A 10554-nucleotide genomic window follows, 5' to 3' on the forward strand; every position below is an offset into this window, starting at 1 on the left:
CCAGGCTACTGTGTTTAGTAATCAGATTTGTTCGTGACCGATATGCACGGGCAAAACGGCAGGAGGTTGTTAGCGCGACCTCCTGCCACCCGCTTTCACGAAGGTCATGTGTAAAAGGCCGCAGCGTAACTATTACTAATGAATTCAGGACAGACAGTGGCTACGGCTCAGTTTGGGTTGTGCTGTTGCTGGGCGGCGATGACGCCTGTACGCATTTGGTGATCCGGTTCTGCTTCCGGTATTCGCTTAATTCAGCACAACGGAAAGAGCACTGGCTAACCAGGCTCGCCGACTCTTCACGATTATCGACTCAATGCTCTTACCTGTTGTGCAGATATAAAAAATCCCGAAACCGTTATGCAGGCTCTAACTATTACCTGCGAACTGTTTCGGGATTGCATTTTGCAGACCTCTCTGCCTGCGATGGTTGGAGTTCCAGACGATACGTCGAAGTGACCAACTAGGCGGAATCGGTAGTAAGCGCCGCCTCTTTTCATCTCACTACCACAACGAGCGAATTAACCCATCGTTGAGTCAAATTTACCCAATTTTATTCAATAAGTCAATATCATGCCGTTAATATGTTGCCATCCGTGGCAATCATGCTGCTAACGTGTGACCGCATTCAAAATGTTGTCTGCGATTGACTCTTCTTTGTGGCATTGCACCACCAGAGCGTCATACAGCGGCTTAACAGTGCGTGACCAGGTGGGTTGGGTAAGGTTTGGGATTAGCATCGTCACAGCGCGATATGCTGCGCTTGCTGGCATCCTTGAATAGCCGACGCCTTTGCATCTTCCGCACTCTTTCTCGACAACTCTCCCCCACAGCTCTGTTTTGGCAATATCAACCGCACGGCCTGTACCATGGCAATCTCTGCATCTTGCCCCCGGCGTCGCGGCACTACGGCAATAATCCGCATAAGCGAATGTTGCGAGCACTTGCAGTACCTTTGCCTTAGTATTTCCTTCAAGCTTTGCCACACCACGGTATTTCCCCGATACCTTGTGTGCAAATTGCATCAGATAGTTGATAGCCTTTTGTTTGTCGTTCTGGCTGAGTTCGTGCTTACCGCAGAATGCAGCCATACCGAATCCGGCTTGTGATTGCGCCATCCCCATAGCAGCCATCACATCAGTACCGGAAAGAGAGTCAGAAGCCGTGGCCCGTGGTGAGTCGCTCATCATCGGGCTTTTTGGCGAATGAAATTTAGCTACGCTTTCGAGTCTCATGCGCCTTCTCCCTGTACCTGAATCAATGTTAGGTTTCCGCAGAACACTGCGCCGGTATCGATATACATTTGGTTGGCAAACTTGAGTGGTTTCACTGCTGGCGTATGACCAAAGATGAACGTGTCCGCGCCTTTGATTTCTTTCACGATCCCGTTTTGTGAGTTGCTGATTCGTTCGCGGTTCCAGATTACCTGCTGATGATCAACTGGCTTTCCAAACTCGTATTCGTCAAAGGGATAATCGGCGTGGCAGATAACATATTTTTTATCTTTGCTCACCAGTTCGATGATTAACGGAAGTTCATCTGCTTTATGGGCAAGAGCTTTAGCCAGAATTTCTTTGTCGTAATCGAGATTAAAGAACCAGCCACCGCCATTAAGCAGCCAGTGATTAACGTTTCCACGCTCTGATAAGCCATCAATCATCATTTGCTCATGGTTTCCACGTACAGCTCTGAACCAGGGGAATGTGATTAATTCCAGGCATTCAACGTTCTCTGCACCACGATCAACCAAATCGCCCACCGAGATAAGCAGGTCTTTTTTGTTGTCGAATCCAATCGTATCCAGTTTGTTCATCAGGTTCGTGTAGCATCCGTGCAGATCGCCAACTACCCAAATATTTCGGTATTTGCTGCCATCAATTTTTTCGTAATAGCGCATCTCTTTCACTCCATCCGCGATGAACCATGAGAACGTCGTTGACGATGGCGTGCATTTTCCCGTCTTTATCATCAACGTATTTTCTGACCGTACCGCGACTACATTTCAGTCTGCGTGCTACTTCTGTCTGATTTCCGTATGTTTCAACGAGCATGTCTGGAATGGTTTTTACTGAGAACGTCATGCGGCCTCACTTCTGCTATTTCGCAGGTCTTTGAGTTTCTGTTGGTACTCTGCCTTGATCGCCTTGCACTCTTCGATAGTCCAGCGATGGCGGTTATGGTTTGATTCGATTTCGTCTACTGCTTCCTGCCCGATGCGGCTAATCAGTTCGACGCGATACGGAACGAGATTTCCGCTTTTGTGCTGGTTGCACACCACGCATTGCTTGTGAATATTGCGTTCATTAAATCGGAGTTGAGGTGCCGCAGCAGTTGTCCGGTAATGTCCGGCATCCCACTGAGCAGACGTGAGCGTTCCGCACGAGATACATGGTAAGTCGCGGTCTCTTTCTCTGATGAAGGCGTTTACGGCTTGTTGGGCTTGTTTAATCCAGTAACTGCGGGGCTTTAAGGCGAGTTTTCGAATCTTAAGTTTATCTTTCTGTTTCTGCTCCTCTCGTCGTCGTTTCTTCTCTGCTGCTTTTTCCGCTTTTTCGCGTTCTTTACTTCGTCGTTCGAGTGCTATCTTGGTTCCACACTCTGGAGAGCACCACCACTGATTAGCGAATGCAGGGTGAAACCATTCCCGGCATTCATCGTTTTTACATCGTCTTCGCGCTGGTTTAGCCATCATCTTCTTCCTCGTGCATCGAGCTATTCGGATCGCTCATCAGTTCTGCGCAGCAGTGCTCACACACGTGAACTTCCAGCACATGCAGCTTCTGACCGCAGTTAGCGCACGTTAAAGCTCGCTCGACGCTTTCTTGTTCGTAACTTCGATTTTGGTCAATCACCTTGTTTTCCTCGCACGACGTCTTAGCCACCGGATATCCCACAGGTGAGCCGTGTAGTTGAAGGTTTTTACGTCAGATTCTTTTGGGATTGGCTTGGGTTTATTTCTGGTGCGTTTCGTTGGAAGGTATTTGCAGTTTTCGCAGATTATGTCGGTGATACTTCGTCGCTGTCTCGCCACACGTCCTCCTTTTCCTGCGGTAGTGGTAACACCCCTGTTGGTGTTCTTTCACACCGGAGACACCATCGATTCCAGTAAGGTTGATTTGGTCGGAAGCGGTTATCTTCTTTGCATTCACCGCACCGATAACATCGCATCATGCAGCTTCCCTCCCGAAGTCGAAATCAAGCTGCCCTCCAAATATTTCGCATGACTCAGAACAAGAGCCGGTATCGAATCTTTTAGCTCGTACCATGTCCTGATACAGGGCTTGATAATCATTTTCTGAATACATTTTCGCGATACCGTCCAGCGACATTCTTCCTCGGTACATAATCTCCTTTGGCGTTTCCCGATGTCCGTCACGCACATGGGATCCCGTGATGACCTCATTAAAAACACGCTGCAATCCCTCCTCATCTTTGCAGGCAAGTCCGATTTTTTGCGTTGATTTTTTAATGCAGAATATGCAGTTACCGAGATGTTCCGGTATTTGCAAATCGAATGGTTGTTGCTTCCACCATGCGAGGATATCTTCCTTCTCAAAGTCTGACAGTTCAGCAAGATATCTGATTCCAGGCTTTGGCTTTAGCCGCTTCGGTTCATCAGCTCTGATGCCAATCCACGTGGTGTAATTCCCTCGCCCGAAATGGTCATCACAGTATTTGGTGAAGGGAACGAGTTTTAATCTGTCAGTGCAGAACGCGCCGCCGACGTATGGAGTGCCATATTTCTTTACCATATCGATAAATGGCTTCAGAACAGGCATTCGCGTCTGAATATCCTTTGGTTCCCATACCGTATAACCATTTGGCTGTCCAAGCTCCGGGTTGATATCAACCTGCAATACGGTGAGCGGTATATCCCAGAACTTCACAACTTCCCTGACAAACCGATATGTCATTGGATGTTCACAACCTGTATCCATGAAAACGTAATGCACGTCTTTACCTGCCCGTCGCTTTTGCTCCATTAGCCAGAGCAAATATGCTGACGTCCTGCCACCGGAGAAACTAACGACATTTATCATGCAGCCCTGTCTCCCCATCTCGCTTTCCACTCCAGAGCCAGTCTCGCTTCGTCTGACCACTTAACGCCACGCTCTGTACCGAATGCCTGTATAAGCTCTAATAGCTCCGCAAATTCGCCTACACGCATCCTGCTGGTTGACTGGCCTATTACCACAAAGCCATTCCCGGCAAGGTTAGGAACAACATCCTGCTGCTTTAATGCTGCGGTAAACACACACTTCCAGCTTTCTGCATCCAGCCAGCGACCATGCCATTCAACCTGACGAGAGACGTCACCTAAGCAGGCCCATAGCTTCCTGTTTTGGTCTAAGCTGCGGTTGCGTTCCTGAATGGTTACTACGATTGGTTTGGTTGGGTCTGGAAGGATTTGCTGTACTGCGTGAATAGCGTTTTGCTGATGTGCTGGAGATCGAATTTCAAAGGTTAGTTTTTTCATGACTTCCCTCTCCCCCAAATAAAAAGGCCTGCGATTACCAGCAGGCCTGTTATTAGCTCAGTAATGTAGATGGTCATCTTTTAACTCCATATACCGCCAATACCCGTTTCATCGCGGCACTCTGGCGACACTCCTTAAAAACCAGGTTCGTGCTCATCTTTCCTTCCCGTTCTTCCCTGGTAGCAAACCGGTAATACACCGTTCGCCAGACCTTACCTTCGATAACCAGAAGACCTGCCCGTGCCATTTTAGCCGCGGCCTGATTTATGCTGGTTACTGTTGCGCCTGTTAGCGCGGCAACGTCCGGCGCACAGAAGCTATTATGCGTCCCCAGGTAATGAATAATTGCCTCTTTGCCCGTCATACACTTGCTCCTTTCAGTCCGAACTTAGCTTTGATTTCTGCGATCTTCGCCAGAGCCTGTGCACGATTTAGAGGTCTACCGCCCATGACAGGAAGTTGTTTTACTGGTTCAGGGATCGCCTCACCACGGTTAATTCTCGCAGTCATATGGACAAGCTCATCTGCGGCCTTACGGCGTAATTCCGCATCAGTAAGCGCATTGGCCCGCATGTTCTGATACAGGTTGGTAACCAGCCAGTAGTGCGCGTTTGATTTCCACGGATAAGACTCCGCATCCGGATACAGGCCTCGCTTCCGGCAATACTCGTAAACCATATCAACCAGCTCGCTGACGTTTGGCAGTCCGGCGGTAACGGATGCTTCTTCCCGGCACCATGCAACAAACTGCCCGGGTGATGGCAGAAATGGTCGATTCTGCCGACGGGCTACGCGCATTCCTGCGTTAACCTGTTCCATCGTGGTGATCCCGTTTTCCCGAAAAGCCAGAACCCACTGGCGACGGATTTCGTTCACTTCGTTCTGGTCACGGTTAGCCAGGCTCGCCGGGAAAGTTGCCAGTAACTGGCTGAACACACCGTTGATGATCTGCGCTACCTGCTGTACCTGCGGCTTTTCGTCGTACTGTTCCGGCATGTTGTTGGCGATCCGACGCATCTGCTCACGGTCAAAGTTAACCATCTGTGCGGCGATGTTTTTCATAGATCCACCCCGTAAATCCAGTCTGTGTTTGTCAGGTCGAGTTTTGGTTTGCTGGCTGTCACGCCTGCCTGTTGCTTGTTACGGTTGATTTCGAGTTGGGTCCACTTATCGCGGAGTTTGGCCGGGCTCAGCACGTTACCGGACCAGAAGTTGTCCTGGCATGCCCAGCGGAACAGCACACACATGTCGCGGTGGTTACGTCCGTCACGTTCACGCATCAGGCGGATATCGTTAGCCCACCCAGCAAAATTCGGTTTTCTGGCTGATGGTGCGATAGTCTTCACCATGTCAAACATCCACTCTGCGGCGGTCAGGTCTTCTGCTGTCCCCCACTTGCTGCCGCTCTGAATTGCAGCATCCGGTTTCACCACAGAAAGGTCGTTTTCTGGCTGGTCAGAGGATTCGCCAGAATTCTCTGACGAATAATCTTTTCTTTTTTCTTTTGTAATAGTGTCTTTTGTGTCCCCCTGTTTTGAGGGATAGCAATCCCCCAATTTGAGGGATGTTTTATCCCTCGTTTTAGGGGATTTTCCCTCGTTTTGAGGGATGCACCATTCTGAGATGTTTTTATTTGGTCCAAACATGCCGCCTTGCTGCTTGATAATATTCATTCTGACGAGTTCTAACTTGGCTTCATTGCACCGTTTGACAGGTAACTTTGTAATCTCGCTAAGTTGAGAATCGGTGATTCTGTCCATTGGTTTATTCCACCCATAGGTTTTACGCAGAATGGCAAGCAGCACTTTAAACTGTCGCTTGGTCAGATCTGCGCCCGAATAAGCCTCAAGCAGCATATTTGATAGTCTGGCGTAACCATCATCGAGATCTGCCACATTACGCTCCTGTCCGGCAAAGTTACCTCTGCCGAAGTTGAGTATTTTTGCTGTATTTGTCATAATGACTCCTGTTGATAGATCCAGTAATGACCTCAGAACTCCATCTGGATTTGTTCAGAACGCTCGGTTGCCGCCGGGCGTTTTTTATTGGTGAGAATCGCAGCAACTTGTCGCGCCAATCGAGCCATGTCGTCGTCAACGACCCCCCATTCAAGAACAGCAAGCAGCATTGAGAACTTTGGAATCCAGTCCCTCTTCCACCTGCTGATCTGCGACTTATCAACGCCCACAGCTTCCGCTGTCTTCTCAGTTCCAAGCATTGCGATTTTGTTAAGCAACGCACTCTCGATTCGTAGAGCCTCGTTGCGTTTGTTTGCACGAACCATATGTAAGTATTTCCTTAGATAACGTTTTCCCAGGCGGTGACGATGGCTTTCTGAATCCCATTCACAGTCAGCAGCTGCGCTTCCACCTCGCCCAGTTCAATCCGGAAGCCCCGGATTTTGACCTGATCATCCATCCGGCCAATAAAGTCCACATGGCCGTCCGGCATCCACCGCGCCAAATCGCCGGTACGGTACAGTCGTTCACCCGGTACGTACGGGTTCGCTACGAATTTCTCGGCCGTCAGGTCCGCACGGTTCAGGTACCCCCGTGCGACCCCAGTTCCGCCGATGCACAGCTCGCCCAGTACACCGATCGGCACTGGATTCAGCTGGCTGTCCACGATGTAGAAGCGTGCGTTCAGCCACGCCTGACCAATCGGCACATGGCCGCTGCTTGGCAGCTTCGACAGTTCTTCGTCGTAGAAGCTGGAGTCAATCGCCGCTTCCGTGACGCCGTAGCTGTTAATGATGCGGATCTCCGCGCCAAACTGTTCTTGCAGCACCCGGTAGTCCGTCACGCTGCAGCTATCTGAGCTCGTGATCAGCAGCTCCAGACTGCTCATATCCAGTCCCTGTTCATGCACATGCTGCATAAACGGTACGATCAAGGCCGGTGTGGATTCGAACACCGTAATTTGATAATCACGAATCCATCCGTGCAGACGGCTAAAGTCAAGCCGGTCGTCTTTCGGACAAATGACCATCGTGCCCCCGTTATAAAGCGTCCGTGCAATATCGCCGACGAACACGTCGAAGGAGAAGCTTGCCAGTTGCAGCAGTCGTACCGGGAATTCGCCCAGACGATAATCCCGGCGGTACGCCGCAGCCGTATTGACCAAGCTGCGATGCTCGATCATAACTCCTTTCGGACGTCCGGTTGTCCCGGACGTGTAGATCACATACGCCAGATCCTGCGGCTCATTGATCAGCTCGATATTCGTGGCATCCCCGGTGTACAGTGACTCATCGTCTAATGCCAGCATGGTTTGCAAACGCAGCTTTGTTGCCGATTCAGATGCCGTTTCGCTGTCAGACTTCGAATCTGATTTCAAGCCAAAGCCTTCATTCAGGTTGTCCCTTTCCATCGTTTCAACGTTAACCGCCGTCGCCAGCTCACCCTTAACATTTCCATCGCCCAAAGCCCGTTGGCTTTCATTCAGCAATGCTTGTGCACCCTCCTGCAATCCCGTTTGGGTCAACAGCACCGTCGCACCACTATCCTCCAGCATGAAACGAATCCGTTCGGACGGATAGTCTGCATCCAGCGGCACATAGGCGCCTCCAGCCTTCCATACCGCCAATACGCCGACCAGCATGTCCACCGAGCGTTCACTCCAAATGCCGACAATCGACTCGCGTCCAATGCCTTCATTTCTCAGTCTGCGAGCGAGTTGGTTCGCACGCTCATTTAGCTCGCGGTACGTCAGCTGTTGCTTTTCGTACACCACCGCCACGTGATCCGGTACAAGCTGAGCCTGTTCTTCCACCAAGGCATGGAACAGGGCTCCTGCTTCGCCTGCAGCAACATCTCTTACTCCCACTTCTCCAAAACCGTGGATAAGTTGCTCTTTTTCCTCGGCAGTGACCATATTCAAAGCGGCCAGTGGCTGCTGCGGATGATCGGCAATAGTTCGAACGATTTCCGCAAAATGCTGGGCTAATCGCATCATGGTCTCCGGCTTATACAGCGCCGTGCTGTATTCCAGGCTGCACAGCATACCTTCCGGTTGCTCTACGGCCTCCAAGCTCAAATCAAATTTGGCTGTATGATTGTCCAGTGGATAGGAACTCAAGGTCAGACCTTCCAGCTCGAATTCCTGCTGCTCCAAGGTTTTCAATTCAAACATCGTGTCAAACAACGCATTCCGGCTCGTATCCCGCGCTACATTCAGCTTTTCCACCAGTTCTTCAAACGGATAGTCCTGGTGCTCATACGCACTGAGCGCATGCTCCTTGACCTCTTGCAGATAATCCAGGAAGGTTTTGTCGCTGGACGGATAATTGCGGATCGCCAGCGTGTTAATGAAGACACCCACCAGACTTTCCAGTTCGGCATGCGGTCGTCCGGCAATTGGCGTGCCGACGATGATGTCCTCTTGACCTGTGTATTTATGCAAGAGCGTGGTGTACGCCGCCAGCAGCACCATATACAGGGTAGCACCGGTCTGCGCCGCCAGTTCTTTCAGGCGTTCACTAACCTTAGGCTCCAGCACAAATTCGATCGTATCCCCTGCCGTACTCTGTACCGCTGGGCGGACAAAGTCCGTAGAGAGATCCAGTACAGGCAGTTCACCCCGGAAGGTGTTCAGCCAGTACGTTTCCTGACGCTGCATCCATTCCTGATGGGCTTCGCTTTGCTGCCATACGGCATAATCCTTGTACTGTATCCGCAACGGCGCCAGCTCTTCACCGCCATACAAGCGGACAAACTCATCGGTCAGGACCTCCATGGACACCCCGTCCGAGACGATATGGTGCATGTCGAGCATAAGCAGATGTTGGACCTCCTGCTCTGCCCCTGATACGCCCAGATCCACCAAGCCTACCCGCAGCAGCGGCGCAGCTTTCAGGTCAAACGGACGGACAAATCGCCGCACCCGTTCTTGTGCTTCCTTGCTGACCATGGTGTACATATCAGTTGTGACCCGACCTGTATCCGTAGTCGCACCTTCTGCCTGTACCTTCGTATATTCCACCTCAAACGACACCGTGTCTTCAATCCATTGCATCGGCTCACCATCGATCAGCTCAAAACGAGTACGCAAGGTCGCATGGCGGGCGATCAGTTGACGGAATACCTGTTCCACTCGTTTCACATCCAGCGGACCGCTCACTTGCAGCACCGACGGCATGTTGTAGTTCACATCCTGCGGATCGAACTGATGCAGCACATACAGCCGTTTTTGCGCCGAGGACAGTGGATAGAAGCTACGCTCTTCCGTTACCGGAATGGACGCATACGCCACCTGATCCAGCCCTTCCAGCACAGCTGCCAGTTGTTCAATCGTTGGCGCTTCAAAAATACTGCGCAATGGAAGCTGCTTGTGCAGCTCCTTGTGAATCTTCGAGGCCAGTGTCGTTGCCCGCAGCGAGTGTCCACCGATCTCAAAGAAGTTTTCCTTCACGCCGACCTGCGCCAGACCCAGCGCTTCCTGCCAGATTTGTGCCAGCTTCACTTCCACCCACGTCCGCGGCGGGACATAATCGGCTCCGCTTTGCAGGCTGCCTTCTGGTGCCGGCAGTGCCTTGCGGTCGATTTTGCCATTGGGACTCAGCGGCATTTGCTCCAGCTGTACAAAGTAGGACGGCACCATGTAGCTTGGCAGTTCCTGGCCCAGCTCACTTCTCAGCTCGCTGGCTCCAAGCTCTTGTCCCGCGACATAGTAGGCCACCATGTGTTTTTGGCCCGTTTCGTCTGCACGAGCCATGACAACCGCTTCTCGTACCGAATCCACTTGCAGCAGCTGCGTTTCGACCTCACCCAGCTCAATCCGGTACCCGCGGATTTTCACCTGATGGTCGATCCGGCCCAGATATTCAATATTTCCGTCCGCCATCCATCTCGCCAAATCGCCGGTGCGGTACATCCGTTCGTATCCTGCTTCCCCGCCGGCAAACGGATCTTTCACAAATTTCTCGGCCGTCAGCTCCGGACGGTTCAGATACCCCCGGGCTACGCCGACACCGCCGATGCACAGCTCCCCTGCAACCCCAATCGGCTGCAATTGCTCCGTGCCTTCCTTCACGATGTACAGACGGATATTCTGAATCGGTTTCCCGATCGGGATCACCGCAT

General features: G+C 51.3%; 13 protein-coding genes and 1 pseudogene. All 14 read right to left on the bottom strand.

Annotation, left to right across the window (positions count from 1 at the left end):
* Window positions 1-608: 608 nt before the first annotated feature.
* The gene (locus tag ACQQ6X_RS25500) at window positions 609-1232 is read right to left on the bottom strand and encodes an antitermination protein (protein ID WP_001235459.1); all 624 of its coding nucleotides are present in this window, start codon (window positions 1230-1232) and stop codon (window positions 609-611) included.
* A complete protein-coding gene (locus ACQQ6X_RS25505) occupies window positions 1229-1966 on the bottom strand; it encodes a serine/threonine protein phosphatase (RefSeq protein ID WP_425388422.1) in 738 nt (245 codons plus the stop codon). The genes ACQQ6X_RS25500 and ACQQ6X_RS25505 overlap by 4 nt, the downstream gene beginning before the upstream one ends.
* Window positions 1872-2078 carry a phage NinH family protein gene (locus tag ACQQ6X_RS25510; protein WP_002901791.1) on the bottom strand — a complete coding sequence of 69 codons (207 nt, stop codon included), beginning with the start codon at window positions 2076-2078 and terminating at the stop codon, window positions 1872-1874. The genes ACQQ6X_RS25505 and ACQQ6X_RS25510 overlap by 95 nt, the downstream gene beginning before the upstream one ends.
* Complete coding sequence (locus ACQQ6X_RS25515; protein ID WP_015979261.1) at window positions 2075-2689, bottom strand: recombination protein NinG; 615 nt, start codon at window positions 2687-2689, stop codon at window positions 2075-2077. Before ACQQ6X_RS25515 ends, ACQQ6X_RS25510 begins: the two co-directional genes overlap by 4 nt.
* Window positions 2679-2879, bottom strand: a complete 201-nt coding sequence (locus ACQQ6X_RS25520) for a protein NinF (RefSeq protein ID WP_234410023.1) — start codon at window positions 2877-2879, stop codon at window positions 2679-2681. The genes ACQQ6X_RS25515 and ACQQ6X_RS25520 overlap by 11 nt, the downstream gene beginning before the upstream one ends.
* A complete protein-coding gene (locus ACQQ6X_RS25525; protein WP_000113775.1) occupies window positions 2846-3028 on the bottom strand; it encodes a NinE family protein in 183 nt (60 codons plus the stop codon). Before ACQQ6X_RS25525 ends, ACQQ6X_RS25520 begins: the two co-directional genes overlap by 34 nt.
* Window positions 2995-3168, bottom strand: coding sequence for a protein NinD (gene ninD, locus ACQQ6X_RS25530; protein ID WP_000984218.1), 174 nt, complete (start codon window positions 3166-3168; stop codon window positions 2995-2997). The genes ACQQ6X_RS25525 and ninD overlap by 34 nt, the downstream gene beginning before the upstream one ends.
* Window positions 3165-4037 carry a phosphoadenosine phosphosulfate reductase family protein gene (locus tag ACQQ6X_RS25535; RefSeq protein ID WP_000611491.1) on the bottom strand — a complete coding sequence of 291 codons (873 nt, stop codon included), beginning with the start codon at window positions 4035-4037 and terminating at the stop codon, window positions 3165-3167. Before ACQQ6X_RS25535 ends, ninD begins: the two co-directional genes overlap by 4 nt.
* Window positions 4034-4474 carry a recombination protein NinB gene (locus tag ACQQ6X_RS25540; RefSeq protein WP_000736903.1) on the bottom strand — a complete coding sequence of 147 codons (441 nt, stop codon included), beginning with the start codon at window positions 4472-4474 and terminating at the stop codon, window positions 4034-4036. Before ACQQ6X_RS25540 ends, ACQQ6X_RS25535 begins: the two co-directional genes overlap by 4 nt.
* Window positions 4475-4547: 73 nt before the next feature.
* A complete protein-coding gene (locus ACQQ6X_RS25545) occupies window positions 4548-4838 on the bottom strand; it encodes a protein ren (protein ID WP_000145933.1) in 291 nt (96 codons plus the stop codon).
* Window positions 4835-5536, bottom strand: a complete 702-nt coding sequence (locus ACQQ6X_RS25550) for a replication protein P (protein ID WP_000788910.1) — start codon at window positions 5534-5536, stop codon at window positions 4835-4837. Before ACQQ6X_RS25550 ends, ACQQ6X_RS25545 begins: the two co-directional genes overlap by 4 nt.
* Window positions 5533-6432 carry a replication protein gene (locus ACQQ6X_RS25555; RefSeq protein ID WP_000185505.1) on the bottom strand — a complete coding sequence of 300 codons (900 nt, stop codon included), beginning with the start codon at window positions 6430-6432 and terminating at the stop codon, window positions 5533-5535. Before ACQQ6X_RS25555 ends, ACQQ6X_RS25550 begins: the two co-directional genes overlap by 4 nt.
* A gap of 32 nt (window positions 6433-6464) precedes the next feature.
* Window positions 6465-6758, bottom strand: a complete 294-nt coding sequence (locus ACQQ6X_RS25560) for a lambda phage CII family protein (RefSeq protein WP_000251069.1) — start codon at window positions 6756-6758, stop codon at window positions 6465-6467.
* 14 nt (window positions 6759-6772) lie between these two features.
* A pseudogene (locus ACQQ6X_RS25565) lies at window positions 6773-10552 on the bottom strand (amino acid adenylation domain-containing protein); the annotation flags it as partial.
* Window positions 10553-10554: the final 2 nt, after the last annotated feature.

It is taken from the genome of Paenibacillus ottowii, from assembly GCF_050516475.1.
Taxonomy (GTDB): domain Bacteria; phylum Bacillota; class Bacilli; order Paenibacillales; family Paenibacillaceae; genus Paenibacillus; species Paenibacillus ottowii.

What these genes read in the sequence shown, in the direction of transcription:
- ninD (WP_000984218.1), bottom strand. Translation starts at nt 3,168, where the DNA reads ATGATGCGATGTTATCGGTGCGGTGAATGCAAAGAAGATAACCGCTTC.
- ACQQ6X_RS25505 (WP_425388422.1), bottom strand. Translation starts at nt 1,966, where the DNA reads ATGATAAAGACGGGAAAATGCACGCCATCGTCAACGACGTTCTCATGG.
- ACQQ6X_RS25500 (WP_001235459.1), bottom strand. Translation starts at nt 1,232, where the DNA reads ATGAGACTCGAAAGCGTAGCTAAATTTCATTCGCCAAAAAGCCCGATG.
- ACQQ6X_RS25535 (WP_000611491.1), bottom strand. Translation starts at nt 4,037, where the DNA reads ATGATAAATGTCGTTAGTTTCTCCGGTGGCAGGACGTCAGCATATTTG.
- ACQQ6X_RS25550 (WP_000788910.1), bottom strand. Translation starts at nt 5,536, where the DNA reads ATGAAAAACATCGCCGCACAGATGGTTAACTTTGACCGTGAGCAGATG.
- ACQQ6X_RS25540 (WP_000736903.1), bottom strand. Translation starts at nt 4,474, where the DNA reads ATGAAAAAACTAACCTTTGAAATTCGATCTCCAGCACATCAGCAAAAC.
- ACQQ6X_RS25515 (WP_015979261.1), bottom strand. Translation starts at nt 2,689, where the DNA reads ATGATGGCTAAACCAGCGCGAAGACGATGTAAAAACGATGAATGCCGG.
- ACQQ6X_RS25560 (WP_000251069.1), bottom strand. Translation starts at nt 6,758, where the DNA reads ATGGTTCGTGCAAACAAACGCAACGAGGCTCTACGAATCGAGAGTGCG.
- ACQQ6X_RS25510 (WP_002901791.1), bottom strand. Translation starts at nt 2,078, where the DNA reads ATGACGTTCTCAGTAAAAACCATTCCAGACATGCTCGTTGAAACATAC.
- ACQQ6X_RS25545 (WP_000145933.1), bottom strand. Translation starts at nt 4,838, where the DNA reads ATGACGGGCAAAGAGGCAATTATTCATTACCTGGGGACGCATAATAGC.
- ACQQ6X_RS25555 (WP_000185505.1), bottom strand. Translation starts at nt 6,432, where the DNA reads ATGACAAATACAGCAAAAATACTCAACTTCGGCAGAGGTAACTTTGCC.